Below are 19107 nucleotides of genomic sequence, written 5' to 3'. Positions count from 1 at the left end.
TCATCCCGCCGGATATCACTTTTGCGGAGTCTTTATGGCCTGGCTACTCGAAATGAAGAACATCACCAAAACCTTCGGCGCCGTTAAGGCCGTGGATAATGTCAGCCTGCGCCTGAACGCTGGCGAGGTGGTCTCGTTATGCGGTGAAAATGGTTCGGGAAAATCGACGCTGATGAAGGTGCTGTGCGGTATCTATCCGCACGGAAGCTATGAGGGCGAGATTATTTTTGCCGGCGAAACGCTGCAGGCAAACCATATTCGCGATACCGAACGCAAAGGCATCGCCATTATTCATCAGGAGCTGGCGCTGGTGAAACATCTCACCGTGCTGGAGAACATTTTCCTCGGCGCCGAAATATCCCGCCACGGCCTGCTGGATTATGAAACCATGACGCTGCGCTGCCAGAAGCTGCTGGCGCAGGTCAATCTGCCCATTTCGCCCGACACCCGCGTCGGCGACCTCGGCCTCGGTCAGCAGCAGCTGGTGGAGATCGCCAAGGCGCTGAATAAACAGGTGCGCCTGCTGATCCTCGACGAACCAACCGCCTCCTTAACCGAACAAGAGACCGCGACGCTGCTGGCGATCGTTCGCGATCTGCAAAACCACGATATCGCCTGCATCTATATTTCGCACAAGCTCAATGAGGTCAAAGCGATCTCCGATACGATCTGCGTGATCCGCGACGGCCAGCATATCGGCACCCGCGACGCCAGCGGCATGAGCGAAGACGACATCATCACCATGATGGTTGGGCGGGAGCTCACCGCGCTCTATCCCAGCGAACCGCACGCCCACGGCGAGGAGATCCTGCGGGTCGAACATTTAACCGCCTGGCACCCGGTAAACCGTCATATTAAACGGGTCAACGACGTCTCGTTTTCCCTGCATCGCGGGGAGATCCTCGGCATCGCCGGGCTGGTCGGCGCCGGACGGACCGAGGCGGTGCAGTGCCTGTTCGGCGTCTGGCCGGGGCGCTGGCAGGGGGAGATCTTCATTGATGGCCAGCCGGTCAGCATCACTAACTGTCAGCAGGCCATTGGCCACGGCATCGCCATGGTGCCGGAAGACCGCAAAAAAGACGGTATCGTGCCGGTGATGGCGGTGGGTAAGAACATTACCCTGGCGGCGCTCAGCCAGTTCACCGGCGCGATGAGCAGCCTGGACGACGCCGCCGAGCAGCACTGTATTGAGCAGTCCATTCAGCGATTGAAAATTAAAACCTCCTCGCCGGAGCTGGCGATTGGCCGCCTGAGCGGCGGCAACCAGCAAAAGGCGATTCTGGCCCGCTGTCTGCTGCTGAATCCACGCATTCTGATCCTCGACGAACCCACCCGCGGCATCGATATCGGGGCGAAGTATGAAATTTATAAACTGATTAACCAGCTGGTGCAGCAGGGCATCGCGGTCATTGTCATTTCATCCGAACTGCCCGAGGTGCTTGGTCTTAGCGATCGGGTGCTGGTCATGCACGAAGGCAGGCTAAAAGCCAATTTGGTTAATCAACATCTGACCCAGGAACAGGTGATGGAAGCCGCGCTGAGGAGCGAACGCCATGTCGAAGAACACGTCGTCTGAAATCAAACTTACCCCAACCGCCCCCACCGCCCTGCCGGCGCTGAAGGGGCTTAACCTCCAGGTCTTCGTGATGATCGCCGCGATCGTCGTCATTATGCTGTTTTTCACCTGGGTTACCGATGGCGCCTACCTGAGCGCGCGCAATATCTCCAACCTGCTGCGCCAGACGGCCATCACCGGCATCCTCGCCGTCGGCATGGTGTTTGTGATTATTTCGGCAGAAATCGACCTCTCCGTCGGCTCGATGATGGGGCTATTGGGCGGCGCCGCGGCGATCTTTGACGTCTGGCTCGGCTGGCCGCTGCCGCTCACCATTCTGGTGACGCTGGTGATGGGGCTGCTGCTCGGCGCGTGGAACGGATGGTGGGTGGCCTATCGCAAGGTCCCCTCGTTTATCGTCACCCTCGCCGGGATGCTGGCGTTTCGCGGCATTCTGATCGGCATCACCAACGGGACCACCGTCTCGCCCACCAGCCCGGCGATGGCGCAGATCGGCCAAAGCTACCTGCCAGATGGCATTGGCTTTGGCATCGGCGTTGTCGGCATGGCGGCGTTCATTATCTGGCAGTGGCGCGGACGGATGCGTCGGCAGGCGTTAGGTCTGGCGACCGCGTCCTCCACCGCGGCCGTTGGCCGCCAGGCCATTACCGCGGTGATTGTGCTGGGCGCAATCTGGCTGCTCAATGACTATCGCGGCGTGCCGACGCCGGTACTGATCCTCGCCGCCCTGCTGCTGGCAGGCCTGTTCATGGCCACTCGCACCGCCTTTGGCCGCCGCATCTACGCCATCGGCGGCAACCTGGAGGCGGCACGCCTGTCCGGGATTAACGTCGAGCGTACCAAGCTGGCGGTGTTTGCCATTAACGGCCTGATGGTCGCCATTGCCGGACTGATCCTCAGCTCGCGCCTTGGCGCGGGCTCCCCCTCGGCGGGCAACATCGCCGAACTGGACGCCATCGCCGCCTGCGTCATCGGCGGTACCAGCCTGGCGGGCGGTATCGGCAGTGTCGCCGGGGCGGTAATGGGGGCGTTTATTATGTCGGCCCTGGATAACGGCATGAGCATGATGGACGTTGCCACCTTCTGGCAATATATCGTCAAAGGCGCCATTTTGCTGCTGGCGGTGTGGATGGACTCCGCCACCAAGCGGCGCGCGTAAGGAAGCGCTCTCTGAAGAATGTCTGAATTCTTTGCGCTACCACCAAACTTCGCCATAAGGCGCTTGAAATATCTCGGGCATTAGCCGGTAGTGTATACCCAACAGCATTCGGGTTGCAGACGGCGCATCCCAGCCGCGTATCGCGTACGTGGCTGGGGTGAATGAGAAAGCCAGGCCATCGGCAACATCATGAATGAAGGGGTATGACCGGGGTTAGAGCAGGAACATCATCTATGTTTGAAAAGCGTCACCGTATTACGCTGTTATTTAACGCCAACAAAGCTTATGACCGCCAGGTGGTTGAGGGTGTCGGTGAGTATCTGCAGGCCTCTCAGCTGGAGTGGGATATCTTTATTGAAGAGGATTTTCGAGCACGAATCGAAAACATCAAAGAGTGGTTAGGCGATGGCGTTATCGCCGACTATGACGATCCCGAAATCGAAAAGCTACTGGCCGATGTCAACGTCCCCATCGTCGGCGTCGGCGGCTCTTATCATCAGCCAGAGCAGTACCCGCCGGTCCACTATATCGCCACGGACAACACCGCGCTGGTGGAAAGCGCCTTTCTTCATCTGAAGGAAAAAGGAGTACACCGCTTCGCGTTTTACGGACTGCCCACCTCCAGCGGTAAACGCTGGGCGGTAGAGCGCGAGTATGCCTTCTGCCAGCTGGTGGCGAAGGAGAAGTACCGCGGCGTGGTCTACCAGGGGCTGGAGACGGCGCCGGAAAACTGGCAGCACGCGCAAAACCGGCTCGCCGACTGGCTGCAAACGCTGCCGCCGCAAACCGGCATTATCGCCGTCACCGACGCGCGCGCCCGCCACGTCCTGCAGGCCTGCGAGCTGCTGCATATCCCGGTGCCCGAGAAACTGTGCGTTATTGGCATCGATAATGAGGAGCTGACCCGCTACCTCTCGCGCGTCGCCCTCTCCTCCGTCGCCCAGGGCACCCGCCAGATGGGTTATCAGGCGGCAAAATTGCTCCACCGGCTGCTGAATAACGAGGCGCTCCCGCTGCAGCGCCAGCTGATCCCGCCGATGCGCGTCGTTGAACGACGTTCCACCGACTACCGGTCGTTAAACGATCCTTCCGTGATTCAGGCGATGCATTACATTCGCAACAATGCCTGCAAAGGCATCAAGGTGGAGCAGGTGCTCGACGCCGTCGGCATTTCACGCTCCAACCTGGAGAAACGCTTTAAAGAGGAGGTCGGAGAGACCATCCACACGGTGATCCACAGCGAGAAACTGGAAAAGGCGCGCAGCCTGCTGGTGTCCACCAGCCTGTCGATCAATGAAATTTCACAGATGTGCGGCTACCCGTCGCTGCAATATTTCTATTCGGTGTTTAAGAAAGAGTACGACGTGACGCCGAAGGAGTACCGTGACCGGCACAGCGAAGTCATGATGTAGAGAGCAAAGAAAAATGCCCGGGCTTGCGCGCCGGGCATGAATAATCACGTAGATAAGCACATTACATGTGCGCGGCAATTAACCGCTGGTTATCCTGATACATCGCGAAGAGATAGTTGTTGTAGCTCGACCCTCTGGTCGAATAGCCCTTCAGCTTATGAATCATGGTACTAGCCGTTACTTCCTGATCCGCCTTGCGCAGCTGCAGGCGCGATTTGCGGAAAGAGGAATAGGCCGGGTGGGTGTTCAGGTTTGTGACGTAAGCCTGCACCGACTGCTCCACCGACTCAAACTGCGAATAGCCTTTCATCGCGCCGCGGCAGCGACCAGCGCCGCACTTCATGCCGAAGAGATTGTTGTTCTCACGCGCCAGCTTGGAAGTACCCCAGCCACTTTCCGCCGCCGCCATGGTCGCGACCATGCTGTTCGGAATAATGTCGACACGCTCAAGTAGCGTGTTCCAGGGCACATGACGCGTATTGCCTGACCACTTCACCTTATAACGTGTCGCGATGTCTTTCAGGCGCGCCTTTTCACTCGGCGACCAGCGAGCATCGTACTGCTTGGATACAAGCCAGTTACGATCCGCAGTAATCGCCTGATTCTGCTTGGTAATATAAGGCATGACCGTCCGGAGAAACGCTTTTTTCCTTGGTGTTCCGGAAGGGTATTTTCGCAAGTCAGGAAGTGAACTGCTCTTTACACTATTGCGAGAATACTCTTGTTTACTGCTTACCTTAGTACTACTTATCTTCTTAACCGTTGGGGCTTTATGACTCTTTGTTGCTGTGTGCGTTGTTGCCAACACACTACCTGAAAAGACGCAGGTTAGTAACATAAGTATGGCGGCCCCATATCGTCGTATGGGATTCGATATCATCAGGTCTCCTGGTCGGATATATGCATTCCAACACCTTGTTTTTCACAAAAAAACGATAGCTGAATCGCTAATAGTATCAAAAATACGCACTGAGAGCATCAACAGAAATAGTCCAATTCCGAATTGCTGTCATCTGAAATCGGTTTCTGCGCCGCATCGCTAGCGCGAAAATGCTAGCTTCGTCTCATTTTTAGCCTATTTTTTGAGCGGTGTCACTCACCCCTTTTCATCCTCCTGGTAAAACGTTCGCCGGGAGGAGTTCACTCTCGCGGCAACAAGGCACACTAGCTAAAAACCGCTCAAGGATCCCGCAATGAAACTCGCTGCGCTTGCCACGTTATTCGTGCCTGGGATGGCCTTTGCCGCCTGGACTACCGCCGACTTCCCTGCTTTTACCGAAGAAGGGACGGGTCGCTTCATCAGCCAGAAAGTGGTTGAGAAGGGTACACGTCCCCTGCAGCTAAATTTTGACCAACAGTGCTGGCAGCCTTCCGGCGGCATTAAGCTCAACCAGATGCTCTCCATGGAACCCTGTCGCGGCACGCCGCCGCAATGGCGCATCTTCCGCCAGGGTCTGTATACCCTGGAAGTGGATACCCGCTCCGGCACGCCGACGATGATGATTTCGCTGGAAGAAAAAGAGGCCAGCGCCGCGGCGCCGCAGATCCGCCAGTGTCCGAAGTGGGATGGAAAACCTCTCACCCTCGACGTTAGTAAAACCTTCCCCGAGGGCAGCAAAGTTCGCGATTTCTACAGCGGCAATGTCGCGACCGTCAGCGGCGGCAAAATCACGCTGCAGCCCGCCTTCGGCAGCAATGGTCTGCTGCTGCTCGAGCGCGCCGAGACGGCCGCGCCGGCGCCGTTCGACTGGCACAACGCCACCGTCTACTTCGTCCTGACCGACCGCTTCGTGAACGGTAATCCGGCCAACGACAATAGCTATGGCCGACACAAAGACGGCATGCAGGAGATCGGCACCTTCCACGGCGGCGACCTGCAGGGATTAACCAGCAAGCTGGATTATCTGCAGCAGATGGGGGTCAATGCCCTGTGGATCAGCTCCCCGCTCGAGCAGATCCACGGCTGGGTCGGCGGCGGGACGAAAGGCGATTTTCCACACTACGCCTACCACGGCTATTACACCCAGGACTGGTCGAAACTGGACGCCAATATGGGGACCGAAGCCGATCTCCGTCGGCTGGTGGATGAAGCGCATAAGCGCGGAATACGTATTCTGTTCGACGTGGTGATGAACCATACCGGTTACGCCACCCTGGCCGACATGCAGGAGTTCCAGTTCGGCTCTCTGTATCTGCAAGGGGATGAGCTGAAAAAAACCCTCGGCGAGCGCTGGACGGACTGGAAGCCCGGCGCGGGCCAGACCTGGCACAGCTTTAACGACTATATCAACTTCAGCGATAAAGCCGGGTGGGAGAAATGGTGGGGCAAGAAGTGGATCCGCACCGATATCGGCGATTACGACAACCCGGGCTATGACGATCTCACCATGTCGCTGGCCTTCCTGCCGGATCTGAAAACCGAATCGAAGGAGGCGTCGGGCCTGCCGAACTTCTACAGCCATAAACCGGACACTGCGGCGAAAGCGATCCCGGGCTATACGCCGCGCGACTACCTGACGCACTGGCTGAGCCAGTGGGTGCGCGACTACGGCATCGACGGCTTCCGCGTCGATACCGCTAAACATGTGGAGATGGACGCCTGGCAGCAGTTAAAAACCCAGGCCACCGCCGCGCTGGCGGAGTGGAAGAAAGCCAATCCGGATAAAGCGCTGGATGCTGCGCCGTTCTGGATGACCGGCGAAGCCTGGGGACACGGGGTGATGGAGAGCGATTACTATCGCCACGGTTTTGATGCGATGATCAATTTCGACTACCAGGACCAGGCGGCGAAAGCGGCTAACTGCATGGCCAACATTGACCTCACCTGGCAGCAAATGGCGGACAAGCTGCAGAGCTTTAACGTCCTGAGCTACCTCTCCTCGCACGATACGCGCCTGTTCCGCGAAGGCGGCACCACGGCGGCAGAGCTGCTGCTGCTGGCCCCTGGCGCCGTGCAGATCTTCTATGGTGACGAGTCGTCGCGCCCGTTCGGCCCCACCGGCTCGGACCCGCTGCAGGGCACCCGTTCAGAGATGAACTGGCAGGATGTCAACGGTAAAGCGGCCCGCAGCGTTACCCACTGGCAGAAGATCGGCCAGTTCCGCGCGCGCCATCCGGCGATCGGTATGGGCAAACAGACAACGCTGTCAATGCCGCGGGGTTACGGATTCGTGCGCGAGAGCGGTGAAGACAAAGTGATGGTCATCTGGGCCGGACAACAGCAGTAAAGCAGGAGTGACTCCCTGCCCGGCGGGGAGCCAGTCAGCACAATACGCTGATAAAAAATCGATTCACAGGATAAAAACAAAAACATCCCCCTTCCCTTCGATTTGCACCACGCTGGCGCTGGCGTTATGGTTAGCCACTTTCCAGAACCACCGACAGACGATTCGCGATGACATTTTCCCTTTTCGGCGACAAATTCACCCGTCATTCAGGCATTACCCGCCTGATGGAAGACCTTAATGACGGTCTGCGCACGCCGGGCGCTATTATGCTGGGCGGCGGCAACCCCGCTCAGATCCCGGAGATGAATGACTACTTCCAGCAGCTGCTCTCCGACATGCTGGATAATGGCAAAGCCCTTGATGCGCTTTGTAATTATGATGGTCCGCAGGGCAAAAGCGAGCTGCTGAGCCTGCTGGCGAAGATGCTGCGCGACGAGCTGGGCTGGGAGATCGAACCACAGAATATTGCGCTAACAAACGGCAGTCAGAGCGCATTTTTCTACTTGTTTAATCTGTTCGCAGGCCGTCGGGCAGATGGCACCACCCGTAAGGTGCTGTTCCCGCTGACGCCGGAATATATCGGCTATGCCGATGCCGGCCTGGAAGAGGATCTGTTCGTTGCCACCCGGCCGAATATCGAACTGCTGCCGGAAGGCCAGTTCAAGTACCACGTTGATTTTGAGCATCTGCAGGTGACGGAAGAGACCGGGATGATCTGCGTCTCGCGTCCCACCAACCCGACCGGCAACGTCATCACTGATGAAGAGCTGATCAAACTGGATGCGCTGGCGAATCAGCATGGGGTCCCGCTGGTGATTGATAACGCCTACGGCGTGCCGTTCCCGGGCATTATTTTCAGCGACGCCCGACCGCTGTGGAATCCGAACATCGTGCTGTGTATGAGCCTGTCCAAGCTGGGCCTGCCGGGCAGCCGCTGCGGGATTATCATCGCCAACGAGAAAATCATCACCGCCATCAGCAACATGAACGGCATTATCAGCCTCGCGCCCGGCGGTATCGGGCCGGCAATGATGTGTGAAATGATTAAACGTCAGGATCTGCTGCGCCTGTCAGAGACAGTGATCAAACCCTTCTATTACCAGCGGGTGCAGGAGACCATCGCCATTATTCGCCGCTATCTGCCGGAGGAGCGCTGCCTTATTCACAAACCGGAGGGGGCGATCTTCCTCTGGCTGTGGTTTAAGGATCTGCCGATCTCCACCGAGCTGCTGTATCAGCGGCTGAAAAAGCGCGGCGTGCTGATGGTGCCGGGGGATTTCTTCTTCCCGGGACTCGATAAACCGTGGCCGCATACTCACCAGTGCATGCGCATGAACTATGTGCCGGACCCGCAAAAAATCGAGGCCGGGGTGAAAATTCTCGCCGAAGAGGTTGAATTCGCCTGGCGCGAACAGGAAGCCTAATCCCTGACGCCGCTGACGGCTAACGCCCGTTAGCGGACCCGCTCACGCCAGCGCCAGCCGCTGGCGTTTTTGCGCGCATAGCGCCTCCAGCTCCGCGGGAGCCATCACCCGCAGCGCCTGCGTCGGGCAGGCGGCTACGCAGGCCGGCCCCTCGGCGCGGTGGTGGCATAAATCGCATTTCAGCGCCTGCGCCTGCTGGTTCACCACCGTGACGGTCATTGCGCCGTACGGGCAGGCCACCATGCAGCTTTTACAGCCGATGCAGCGGCGCTGATCGACCCACCAAACGTCCTCCTCCCGACGAATCGCCCCCTGCGGGCAGACGCTGGCGCAAGGCGCATCCTCGCACTGCCGACAGGCCGTCGCCGTTGATATCTCGCCGCTTTTCACCACCCGGATACGCGGCGTGAAATGGCCTGTCGACAGCATGGAGACGTCCTGCGCCTGCTGGTGCGCCACCGCGCAGGCCACTTCACAGGTACGACAGCCAATACACTGCTGGGCATTGGCAATAAGAAACCGGTTCATCCTCTGCTCCCTGGGGATAAAACCGCAGGGTGCCAGAATAATCCCTGCCCGCGCTTTGATCCTGAATGGAATCAGCGCTGTTTTTAGTCACTAGCACAAGTGATTTTTCATTACGCTGAATTAATGTGCTCCTTACAGTAGCGGCGCTTCCAGGCTGCAGGCGTGAGGCTGGTGTGCTTGCGAAAGATCTTGCGAAAATAACCGACGTCATTAAAGCCGCACTGGCTCGCGACTTCGGTCAACGACAGTGAATCACTGATCAATAGCTTTTCCGCCGCTCTGACCCGCTGACGATGCAGCGCTTCGGTCAACGTCACGCGAAAAACGTGACGATAGACGCGTCCTAAATAGTCCGCATTACAGTGCAGCTCTTTCGCCAGTGTCGATGCTGAAACAGGCAAGTGGTAACGGGTATGGATGATCTGCTGCGCTTTCCAGGCCAGCGCAGCGCCGGGACTGTCGTCCGGTTTTTCGCTTGCCGCCGCGGCAATCTGCTGCAGTATCAGCAATAACAGGAGCTCCAGCGCCAGGCTGCGGTGAATATTCTCCTGTTCACGAAGAAACTGGCGAAACAGCGAAATAATGTATTGTGGATCGCTGACGCGGGTATGTTGCGGAACGTTAAGCAGCGCAGGCGGCAGAGACCGGACACTCTCCGTCAGTACTTCAAAATGCAGCCAATAAAATTTCAGGTCGGCGGGAAATTCCCCCACCCCAACATGAGAACGTTCTGGCCACAGCAGTAAACTCTCCCCTGCATTAACGTTAAATATTTCACCCTCCTCGCAAATCGTTAACGTCCCCTTTTCGACAAAAATAATTTCCCAGGACTGCAGTTTACGCGCCGGATGACTGCCGACGCCACGGGAAATAAATAAGCCGCCATTTTGTACGCGAATCGGGAGAGGCATGGATAATTCAAGCATATATATTTAATTTTCCGCTAACGAAACGATAAAAAATCTCTTTCCAACTGATTATTAATCATAAATTAACGCCTTTCCGGATCGGAATCACACTTTTATGACGAAGTCGGAATCGTCCTCTTTTTATACTTTTCCCTTCCCTTGTTGCCTCGTTTATTCGGTGCAAAATAATTAATGTATTTGCAAAAGACAAAAAATGTCCGCCGGTCAGACAGCGGAATAATTCTGAACATCATCTTCGGGAGTTATTTATGACTACGGCTCCGATTACGACAAGCGACCTCACGAAGCACGTGCAGGACGCCAAATTATCTCTCCGTGAAAAAATAGGCTATGGTCTGGGCGACGCCGGTGGAACGGTCATCACCTGCCTGATCATGAACTTTCTCACTTTTTTCTATACTGACGTCTTTGGGCTCACCCCGGCGCTGGTCGGTACTCTGTTCCTTGCGCTGCGCGTGTTTGATGCTATTTCCGATCCGATCATGGGCGTCCTCGCCGATCGGACCCAAAGCCGATGGGGACGTTTTCGCCCCTGGCAGCTATGGATTGCGGTTCCTATTGCAGCGATCGGGGTGCTGACCTTTACCGTGCCGGATGCCGGCATGGGGGTAAAAATCGCCTGGGCCTTCGGCACTTACCTGCTGCTTTCAGTCAGCTATACCGCGATTAACGTCCCCTACTGCGCGCTCATTAATACGATGACCACTCGCCATAGCGAGGTGATATCCTGCCAGGCATGGCGCTTTGTACTGTGCGGCGTGGCAGGATTCCTGGTCTCCGTGGGCCTGCCGTGGTTGGTTAAAGCGCTCGGTCAGGGGAATACCGCCCAGGGTTATCAGTATGGTGTCGGCGTACTCTGCGCCATCGCGGCGGTGATGTTTTTGTGCTGCTTTTTCTGGGTACGTGAGCGTGTTTCCCTGGAGATGCTCGGCAAATTCACCCTGCGCGAACATATCGCCGGTCTGCGTAAAAACGATCAGTTGTTACTCATGCTGGCGATGTCATTCCTGTTGATCAACGTGTTTAATATTCGCGGTGGCGGCTACATGTACTTTATTACCTATGTACTGGGCGGCTCTACTGGCTATACATCGCTGTTTTTCACCATGGTCACCTTTTCCTCGATTCTGGGCGCCGCGATCGTCAATTGGCTGTCGCGCCACGTTGATACCGTTAAGCTCTATTACTACACCAATCTGGTATTGGCCTTACTGGCGGTGGGGATGTGGTTCCTGCCAACCGGTCCGTCCTGGCAAACGCTATGGCTGGTGGTCATTCTCGGCAATGGCATCATCCTGGGCTTTACCCTACCGCTGCATTTTTCGTTGATGGCCTTCTCTGATGATTATGGTGAATGGAAGACGGGTGTCCGTTCGTCAGGGATGAACTTTGCTTTCAACCTGTTCTTTATCAAGCTGGCATGGGCCTCCAGTGCGGGCATTATCAGCCTGGTATTTATCTGCGTTGCTTATCAACCCGGCGCCAGCAATCAGACTCCATCCTCACTATCGGGGATCACGGCGATGGAAACCCTGCTGCCCGCGCTGTTCCATCTGTTGCTGGCCTTCGCTATCCGCGCCTGTAAGCTCAACAATCCCATGATGTCGCGCATTGCAACCGATCTGCGCGCACGTCACATTCAGTCTTAAGGAGAAATCATGGAAGTCGATCTGCACAAACTGAAAGTTAACGATCCGTTTCTGGGTCAGTATCAGCAACTGGTGCGTGATGTCGTCATTCCCTATCAGTGGGATGCCCTCAATGACCGGATCGCCGAGGCTGAACCCAGCCATGCGATAGAAAACTTCCGTATCGCCGCAGGTCAGCAGGCAGGGGAATTCTACGGAATGGTGTTCCAGGACAGCGATGTGGCGAAATGGCTGGAGGCAGTCGCCTGGTCATTGTGTCAGAAGCCAGATGCGGAACTGGAAAAAACCGCCGACGAGGTGATTGAGCTGATTGCCGCCGCGCAATGTGAAGATGGTTATCTGAACACCTATTTTACGGTGAAAGCGCCCGGGGAACGCTGGACTAATCTCGCCGAATGCCACGAATTGTACTGTGCCGGTCACTTGATTGAGGCTGGGGTGGCATTCTTCCAGGCAACCAGTAAACGCCGCCTGCTGGAGGTGGTATGTCGCCTCGCCGATCATATCGACAGCGTCTTTGGTCCGGACGGCAATCAGCTGCACGGCTACCCGGGACACCCTGAAATAGAGCTGGCGTTAATGCGTTTGTACGATGTGACACAGGAACCACGCTATATGGCGCTGGCTAATTACTTCGTTGAACAGCGTGGGACACAGCCGCATTTCTATGACATCGAATATGAAAAACGCGGCAAAACTTCCTTCTGGAATACCTATGGGCCGGCGTGGATGGTGATGGATAAACCCTACAGCCAGGCGCATTTGCCGCTTGCCGAACAGACCACCGCTGTGGGTCACGCGGTTCGCTTTGTTTATTTAATGGCTGGCGTAGCGCACCTTGCACGCCTGAGCAAGAACGAAGGCAAACGCCAGGACTGCCTGCGGTTATGGAAAAACATGGTCCAGCGTCAGTTGTATATTACGGGCGGCATTGGCTCACAGAGCAGCGGGGAAGCCTTCAGCAGCGATTACGATCTGCCGAATGATACCGTTTATGCGGAAAGCTGCGCCTCTATCGGGCTGATGATGTTCGCGCGCCGCATGCTGGAACTGGAAGCCGACAGCCAATATGCTGATGTGATGGAGCGCGCGCTTTACAATACCGTTCTGGGCGGTATGGCGCTGGACGGTAAACATTTCTTCTACGTCAACCCACTGGAAGTGCAGCCCAAGGCTTTAAAATTCAATCATATTTATGACCATGTTAAGCCTGTTCGTCAGCGCTGGTTCGGCTGTGCCTGTTGCCCACCGAATATCGCTCGTCTCCTGACCTCGCTGGGACATTATATCTATACGCCACGCGAAGAGGCGTTGTATATCAATCTCTACGTCGGTAATCAGGCTGAGATCCCGGTAGGAGAAAAGACGTTACGTCTGCGTATCAGCGGTGACTATCCCTGGCAGGAACAGGTCAAAATTGTCATCGAGTCTCCGTCAGCATTGAACCATACGCTGGCGCTGCGTCTCCCGGACTGGTGCGAGGGGGCACAGCTCACCCTGAACGGCGCGCCGGTCACGCAGGATATACGCCAGGGCTATCTGCATATCCAACATCTCTGGCAGGAAGGCGACACTCTGATGCTAACGTTGCCGATGCCGGTTCGCCGGGTATATGGTAATACGCTGGTTCGCCACCAGGCAGGCCAGGTGGCGCTGCAACGCGGTCCATTGGTTTATTGTCTTGAACAAGCTGATAACGGTGAGGCGCTGCATAACCTACTGCTGCCACGCGATGCCAGGTTCACGGTGTTTGAAGGAAAGGGGCTGTTTGCTCACAAAATGTTGATTCAGGCCCCAGGCTACAGAAAACATGCAGAAAACGCCGATGCGCAGAAGCTGTGGAGCTACGATCACCCTCTGGCCACCCCCCATTCACAGACGTTGACCTTTATTCCCTGGTTTAGCTGGGCAAACCGCGGAGAAGGCGAAATGCGTATCTGGGTTCGGGAAGCCGAATAAGGCCAGGAACAACGCGACCCCCTCTTCCCCGGCAACACACCGTTCGCTGTCCGCCGGGGAGCAGGCGTTAATGATTAGAGAAACAATGCTTTATCGCGCAGGATATGATCGTTGCCGCGACGACGGGTGTAGCCAATCCGATCGAAATACTCGAGGATCTGGATCGCCAGCTTCCGCCCTACGTTTAAGGTATCGCGAAAATCCGCCGCGCAGGTTGAGCCGCGCAGCTGATCCAGCTCGCGCACCCGCTGGGCGAACTGCACAATGCGATCGTTGCGGTAGTAACGATCTTTGACGATCGCGGTAATCATCCCCTGCTGCGCCGCCTGGCGCAGCACCGCGCGCATCAGGGACTCTTCAACATGGACTTCGCGCGCGAGATCGCGCACCCACCAGGGATCATCGCCGAACAGGGTCTCCACCTTCCGCCAGACCGCCTGCTGCTCGTCGGTAAACCCGGCTTTATGCTCGGGCAGATGCAGCCAGCCGTGATGGCTGTGGACTAATCCGCTCTCGCGCATCTGCTCAATCAGCAGCAGCACCAGCGCTTCCTCTTCCATCGGCAGCGCAATGCGGCGCAGGCGCTCCCGGCCAGGGCCCGGCTCGTCGCGATGCTGCTCATGGTAGCGCGCCAGGGCATCCAGCAATTTTCGCTGCCAGCGGGCGGCAAGCGGCGCACTAAGCAGGCGCTGTCCGGCCTGCAGATAGTCCGGTCGCTGGATCAAGGCCGCCATTCCGGCTTCACTCAGCTGCCGCGCCCAGGCGAAGCGCTCAAGCCGGACGGCGTCCCGCTGCAGATGCAGCTCCAGGGCCTGCGCATCGTCAGCGCCGACCGCCGCCAGGGCGTGCAGCCACTGCAGATATTCCGGTTTACGCTTGCCGCGGCGCGGGGGATCCAGCGTCACCACCCGTGCGCCGGCCAGCGTCAAGCGAGCGGAGATATCGCGGAGCACCAGCCGGTCGTTATCCGCCAGCCACAGCGGAGTATCCAGCACCAGCTCCGCCAGGCCGCCCTCCAGGAGCGACACCCGGCCGGTGATGTGGCTGGCAGCGTGGTGAATATGCAGCGGCTGCCACTGGCTGAGCGGCGTATGGCACTGCAGTTCGACAATCACCCGCTCTGCAGGCTCCGGCGGCGGTGATGAGAGCAGCCAGTCGCCGCGGTGCAATGCCTCTTTCTGCGCATCGCCGACAATATTCAGCGCAATGCGTTGCCCGGCGTGCGCCTGCTCAACCGCTTGATTCTGGGCATGCAGGCCGCGGACGCGCATCGGCGTGTTGACGCCGGTGAGCCACAAAGTATCCCCGACCCGAACTTCGCCGGAGAGCGCCGTCCCGGTGACCACCAGCCCCGCCCCTTTGACGGTAAAGGCGCGATCCAGCGCCAGGCGAAAACGCCGCTGCTGTGGATGGGGGCGCTCCGCAAGCTGCAGCAGATGGCTGCGCAGTTCGGCAATACCGATGTTATCCACCGCCGCGGTGGGGAAGAAAGCGGCGGCATCAAAGCCCAGTTCGCGCAGGGTCTGCTCGACCTCCGCCTGAACCTCCGCCACCCTGGCGGCCGCCACGCGGTCCGTCTTGGTGAGCGCTACCGTCAGCGTCGGCTTTCCGGTCAGCTGCAGGATCGCCAGGTGTTCGCGGGTTTGGGCCATCACGCCGTCATCGCAGGCCACCACCAGCAGCGCATGGTCGATCCCTCCCACCCCCGCCAGCATGTTGGACAAAAACTTTTCGTGCCCGGGCACGTCAATAAATCCCAGCACCCGCCCGTCCGGCTGCGGCCAGTAGGCATAGCCGAGATCGATCGTCATTCCCCGCGCTTTCTCTTCCGGCAGACGATCGGCATTCACGCCGGTTATCGCCTGCAGCAGCGTCGTTTTGCCGTGGTCAACATGTCCAGCGGTGGCAATAATCATCGTAACAACATCTCCATAAACCGGGTTTCATCTTCCAGACAGCGCAGGTCCAGCCAGAGCCGACCGTCATAAATGCGGCCAATCACCGGGCACGGCAGCGCGCGCCAGCGGGCCGCCAGCGCCTCCAGCCGGCTGCCGCGGCCGTCATGCGGGGTAAAGGTCAACGCCGCGCCAGGCAGACGGTCGACAGGTAACGAGCCGCTGCCAATCTGCGACTGGCAGGCTGCCACGTTGACGGCAAAATCAGCATAGTGTGCCGCCAGGGCAGGCTGCAGACGTTCGGCCTGCCGGCGGATTTCGTCCGCCGGGCGGGTGAGCAAGCGCAGCGTCGGTAAGGTGTCCCGCAGCGCTTCCGGATGCTGATAGAGGCGCAGCGTGGCTTCCAGCGCCGCGAGGGTCATTTTATCCGCGCGCAGGGCCCGCTTCAGCGGATGGCTTTGCAGGCGGGCAATCAGCGCGCGTTTGCCGACGATAATTCCGGCCTGCGGGCCGCCGAGCAGTTTGTCGCCGGAGAAACTGACCAGGCTCACCCCGGCGGCGATCATCTCCTGCGGCATCGGCTCCTTCGGCAGGCCATACTGACTGAGATCCACCAGCGACCCGCTGCCCAGGTCGGCCACCACCGGGACGTCCAGCTCGCGGCCGATGACCGCCAGCTCCGCTTCGTCGACGGCTTTGGTAAAGCCTTCAATGCTGTAGTTGCTGGTGTGGACCTTCATCAGCAGGGCGGTATTGTCATTCACCGCCTGGCGATAGTCTTTGGCATGGGTGCGGTTGGTGGTGCCCACTTCGTGCAGCTGACAACCTGCCTGACGCATTACGTCGGGGATGCGGAACGCCCCGCCGATCTCCACCAGCTCGCCGCGGGAGACCACCACCTCCCTGCCGCTGGCGGTGGCCGCCAGCATCAGCAGAACGGCTGCCGCGTTGTTGTTCACGATACAGGCATCTTCCGCGCCGGTGATCTGGCACAGCAGATCGGCAATGGCGCGATCGCGATGGCCGCGCCCGGCGTCGTCGAGATCATATTCGAGCGTCACCGGCGCGCGCATCGCGCTGGCGACCGCCTCCACCGCCGCCTCAGCCTGGATGGCGCGCCCGAGATTGGTGTGCAGCACCGTACCGGTGAGATTAAACACCGGACGCAGGGCGCTCTGCCTTCTGGCGGTCAGCCGCTGCGCGCAGGCGCTCAGCCAGTCATGGCTCCAGTCAGGCAGTGTCTGACACTGGCGGATCTGTTCCCGCGCCTCGTCCAGCATCTGGCGCAGCTGCGTCACCACCTGCGAATGGCCGTGCTGCGTCAGCAGGGAGGAAAAAGCGGGGTCGCGGAGTAAGCGGTCAATGGCCGGAAGCCGGGTATAAAGCGCACGAATTTCGGTAGTCATCAATGGGCCTGGCGGTAAGTTATTTTCCCCCCTCCCGACGGGAGAGGGAGTCAACAATCAGCGGCGATTGTAACGCCTCCTTGCGCAAACTGTTACCTGTCTGGGTCAAGTCCGCGGCGGTTCGGTGCGCGCAAAGCTGGCGCGCTGGAACAGCGCATCCACCAGCTTCACCAGCTGCGGCCGGGTGGCGCACCAGCCCGGCGCCACCCGGCGAAAGTTCAGGTAGGCGATGGCGCAGGCCGTGGCGATGGTCGCCAGATTGACCTCGTCGCCGCGCAGCGTCCCGTCCGCCGCGCAGGCTTCCAGCCTGTCGAGGCCGCGCGCCACTTTCTCCCGCTGGCGGAGCAGCTCTTGCTCTGACTGTTGGGCCGCGGGGCGAGCCTTTTCGCGCACCAGCGCCTGGGCGGCCTCCATCACCCCATCCGCCAGCGCCTCTAGCTGGCGCATCCTGAGAGCGGCTCTGGGATCGGCGGGGATCATCGGCGGCGCCACGCCCAGCAGCTCGAGATACTGGGCGATAACCGGGGAGTCAAACCAGCATTCGCCGTCATCCGTCACCAGCGCCGGCACTTTGCCGAGCGGGTTATAGCGCGCCACGCCGTTGCTTTCGCTGTAGGGGGATTCGTTGACAAACTCAAAAGGGATGCGCTTTTCCAGCAGGATCACCGATATTTTGCGCACAAAGGGACTGGTGTAGCTGCCGATCAGTTTCATAGCCTGCTCCTTATCGCCAACAAAGATATGAGTATGGCTCAGGGCGAGGTAAAAGGCAGGTGAGCCTCCCGCTCAACCTGCCGCCGATCGCATTAATGATCGAGATAGAGGTAGTGCATCCAGCTGGTCATGCGCAGCAGCACTTTACGCATCACCGAAACGTGGGCGAAATGGTCGGAGTAGACCACCACCTGAGCGTAGATGCCATCGGGTAGCGCATCAATTTCGGCATTCGGATCGAGCTCGATGGTCGCCAGCACGCCATCGCTGCCCGGCGTCACGGTCAGCGACTGCAACGCCCCCTGCGCCTGATAGGTCCCCCCGGGCACCACCGGTAAAATGCTCACCAGTTTACCGTGGAACACCTGTCCGGGCAGGGCATTAAACACCGCTTCCGCGTCGTCGCCTTTCTCCAGCCTTAACAGCGAATTTTGCCTGAACTGGGCGACGATCAGCCGTTTTTGCTCGGGGATAAACACCATCACCGGCCGCAGCGGCAGCGAGGCGGCGTAGGTCCCCGGACGGATCAACACCTGAGTGATATACCCATCGCTGGGCGCCCGCACGGTGGTCTGATCGAGATTATATTTCGCCTCCGCCAGCTGGGCGCGCAGGCTGGCCACTTGCGACTGTTCGCCGTTGATCATGCTATCCAGCTGGCTCTGGATCTGCGCCTGCTCCGCCACCGACGCCTTGACCAGCGCGTCCTGGGCCAGATAATTCTGCCTGGCGTTATCGATGTCGCTTTCCGAGAACGGATTCACCCGCGCCTGGCTCCCTTTCAGGTAGCGCTGATAGTCCTTGTATAAGCGATCGCGTTCCGCCGACACGCGGGTGGTGTTGGCCTGGGCTTCAGAGAGCTGCGCCTTGAGGGTGTTAATACTGTGCAGCGCTGTCACCAGGTCGGCCTGCAGGCGATCGACCCGCGCCTGGTAGCGCGCCGGGTCAATGGTAAATAACACCTCGCCCTTTTCGACGCGCTGATTCGCTTTGTCTGTGACGCTGCTGACGACCCCGGTCACCTGCGGCGTAATAGGAATAGATATTACCGCCTTTTGCGCCAGAAAGGTGTAAGGGTGGTTATAGTTCATTAATAAAATAAGCGCGCTAACAATAAATACGCCTCCCAGCGCCGCGGTGGGAACCGTCCATTTATTAACCGGTATTTTGAAGATTTTAAATATCGACCAGGCGATGGCCACGTAGGTCAAAATGATCAACAGATCCAT

At 58.4% G+C, this 19107-nt stretch carries 14 protein-coding genes; 7 read left to right on the top strand and 7 right to left on the bottom strand.

All coding sequences use genetic code 11. The features are described 5' to 3' along the window. Positions 1–34 precede the first annotated feature (34 nt). The 3 genes from LGM20_RS00915 to xylR all read left to right on the top strand — a co-directional run bounded on the left by LGM20_RS00915 (position 35) and on the right by xylR (position 4147). Entirely contained in the window at positions 35–1576 is a 1542-nt protein-coding gene (locus LGM20_RS00915; protein ID WP_044525029.1) for a xylose ABC transporter ATP-binding protein, read from the top strand. Next, positions 1554–2735, top strand: coding sequence for a xylose ABC transporter permease XylH (gene xylH / locus LGM20_RS00910; protein ID WP_017900029.1), 1182 nt, complete (start codon positions 1554–1556; stop codon positions 2733–2735). The genes LGM20_RS00915 and xylH overlap by 23 nt, the downstream gene beginning before the upstream one ends. A gap of 233 nt (positions 2736–2968) precedes the next feature. Next, positions 2969–4147: a D-xylose utilization transcriptional activator XylR gene (gene xylR, locus LGM20_RS00905; RefSeq protein ID WP_023291336.1), complete on the top strand. Its 1179-nt coding sequence runs from the start codon at positions 2969–2971 to the stop codon at positions 4145–4147. A 61-nt stretch (positions 4148–4208) separates the two neighbouring features. Here the strand turns inward: xylR and LGM20_RS00900 are convergent, their stop codons facing one another. Then, the gene (locus LGM20_RS00900; RefSeq protein ID WP_060589859.1) at positions 4209–5027 is read right to left on the bottom strand and encodes a protein bax; all 819 of its coding nucleotides are present in this window, start codon (positions 5025–5027) and stop codon (positions 4209–4211) included. A gap of 313 nt (positions 5028–5340) precedes the next feature. Between LGM20_RS00900 and LGM20_RS00895 the strand changes: the two genes are divergently transcribed. Further along, entirely contained in the window at positions 5341–7374 is a 2034-nt protein-coding gene (locus tag LGM20_RS00895) for an alpha-amylase (RefSeq protein ID WP_044525030.1), read from the top strand. Positions 7375–7541: 167 nt separating this feature from the next. Beyond that, a complete protein-coding gene (gene avtA / locus LGM20_RS00890; protein ID WP_023291339.1) occupies positions 7542–8798 on the top strand; it encodes a valine--pyruvate transaminase in 1257 nt (418 codons plus the stop codon). A 42-nt stretch (positions 8799–8840) separates the two neighbouring features. Here the strand turns inward: avtA and LGM20_RS00885 are convergent, their stop codons facing one another. Together LGM20_RS00885 and LGM20_RS00880 are read right to left on the bottom strand one after the other, a co-directional pair. Then, positions 8841–9326 (bottom strand): 4Fe-4S dicluster domain-containing protein, encoded by a 486-nt coding sequence (locus LGM20_RS00885; RefSeq protein ID WP_032454347.1) that lies wholly within the window; start codon positions 9324–9326, stop codon positions 8841–8843. A 110-nt stretch (positions 9327–9436) separates the two neighbouring features. Next, entirely contained in the window at positions 9437–10252 is an 816-nt protein-coding gene (locus LGM20_RS00880; protein ID WP_044525031.1) for an AraC family transcriptional regulator, read from the bottom strand. 251 nt (positions 10253–10503) lie between these two features. On the opposite strand from LGM20_RS00880, the gene LGM20_RS00875 reads away from it, so the two are divergent. Both LGM20_RS00875 and LGM20_RS00870 read left to right on the top strand, forming a co-directional pair. After that, positions 10504–11904, top strand: coding sequence for an MFS transporter (locus tag LGM20_RS00875; RefSeq protein ID WP_044525032.1), 1401 nt, complete (start codon positions 10504–10506; stop codon positions 11902–11904). Between the two features lie 9 nt (positions 11905–11913). Beyond that, positions 11914–13863 carry a glycoside hydrolase family 127 protein gene (locus tag LGM20_RS00870; RefSeq protein ID WP_044525033.1) on the top strand — a complete coding sequence of 650 codons (1950 nt, stop codon included), beginning with the start codon at positions 11914–11916 and terminating at the stop codon, positions 13861–13863. Between the two features lie 74 nt (positions 13864–13937). Here the strand turns inward: LGM20_RS00870 and selB are convergent, their stop codons facing one another. The 4 genes from selB to LGM20_RS00850 all read right to left on the bottom strand — a co-directional run bounded on the left by selB (position 13938) and on the right by LGM20_RS00850 (position 19107). After that, positions 13938–15779, bottom strand: coding sequence for a selenocysteine-specific translation elongation factor (selB, locus tag LGM20_RS00865; RefSeq protein WP_044525034.1), 1842 nt, complete (start codon positions 15777–15779; stop codon positions 13938–13940). Beyond that, entirely contained in the window at positions 15776–17164 is a 1389-nt protein-coding gene (gene selA / locus LGM20_RS00860) for an L-seryl-tRNA(Sec) selenium transferase (protein ID WP_023291342.1), read from the bottom strand. The genes selB and selA overlap by 4 nt, the downstream gene beginning before the upstream one ends. Before the next feature lie 105 nt (positions 17165–17269). Continuing rightward, positions 17270–17878, bottom strand: a complete 609-nt coding sequence (locus tag LGM20_RS00855; protein WP_044525035.1) for a glutathione S-transferase — start codon at positions 17876–17878, stop codon at positions 17270–17272. A gap of 92 nt (positions 17879–17970) precedes the next feature. Then, positions 17971–19107: an HlyD family secretion protein gene (locus LGM20_RS00850; RefSeq protein WP_044525036.1), complete on the bottom strand. Its 1137-nt coding sequence runs from the start codon at positions 19105–19107 to the stop codon at positions 17971–17973.

Source organism: Klebsiella quasipneumoniae subsp. quasipneumoniae (assembly GCF_020525925.1).
Lineage (GTDB): Bacteria > Pseudomonadota > Gammaproteobacteria > Enterobacterales > Enterobacteriaceae > Klebsiella > Klebsiella quasipneumoniae.
This window is presented reverse-complemented; position numbering and strand designations above follow the sequence as displayed.

What these genes read in the sequence shown, in the direction of transcription:
- selB (WP_044525034.1), bottom strand. Translation starts at nt 15,779, where the DNA reads ATGATTATTGCCACCGCTGGACATGTTGACCACGGCAAAACGACGCTG.
- LGM20_RS00895 (WP_044525030.1), top strand. Translation starts at nt 5,341, where the DNA reads ATGAAACTCGCTGCGCTTGCCACGTTATTCGTGCCTGGGATGGCCTTT.
- LGM20_RS00880 (WP_044525031.1), bottom strand. Translation starts at nt 10,252, where the DNA reads ATGCTTGAATTATCCATGCCTCTCCCGATTCGCGTACAAAATGGCGGC.
- LGM20_RS00855 (WP_044525035.1), bottom strand. Translation starts at nt 17,878, where the DNA reads ATGAAACTGATCGGCAGCTACACCAGTCCCTTTGTGCGCAAAATATCG.
- avtA (WP_023291339.1), top strand. Translation starts at nt 7,542, where the DNA reads ATGACATTTTCCCTTTTCGGCGACAAATTCACCCGTCATTCAGGCATT.
- selA (WP_023291342.1), bottom strand. Translation starts at nt 17,164, where the DNA reads ATGACTACCGAAATTCGTGCGCTTTATACCCGGCTTCCGGCCATTGAC.
- LGM20_RS00870 (WP_044525033.1), top strand. Translation starts at nt 11,914, where the DNA reads ATGGAAGTCGATCTGCACAAACTGAAAGTTAACGATCCGTTTCTGGGT.
- LGM20_RS00915 (WP_044525029.1), top strand. Translation starts at nt 35, where the DNA reads ATGGCCTGGCTACTCGAAATGAAGAACATCACCAAAACCTTCGGCGCC.
- xylR (WP_023291336.1), top strand. Translation starts at nt 2,969, where the DNA reads ATGTTTGAAAAGCGTCACCGTATTACGCTGTTATTTAACGCCAACAAA.
- xylH (WP_017900029.1), top strand. Translation starts at nt 1,554, where the DNA reads ATGTCGAAGAACACGTCGTCTGAAATCAAACTTACCCCAACCGCCCCC.
- LGM20_RS00850 (WP_044525036.1), bottom strand. Translation starts at nt 19,107, where the DNA reads ATGGATCTGTTGATCATTTTGACCTACGTGGCCATCGCCTGGTCGATA.
- LGM20_RS00885 (WP_032454347.1), bottom strand. Translation starts at nt 9,326, where the DNA reads ATGAACCGGTTTCTTATTGCCAATGCCCAGCAGTGTATTGGCTGTCGT.
- LGM20_RS00900 (WP_060589859.1), bottom strand. Translation starts at nt 5,027, where the DNA reads ATGATATCGAATCCCATACGACGATATGGGGCCGCCATACTTATGTTA.
- LGM20_RS00875 (WP_044525032.1), top strand. Translation starts at nt 10,504, where the DNA reads ATGACTACGGCTCCGATTACGACAAGCGACCTCACGAAGCACGTGCAG.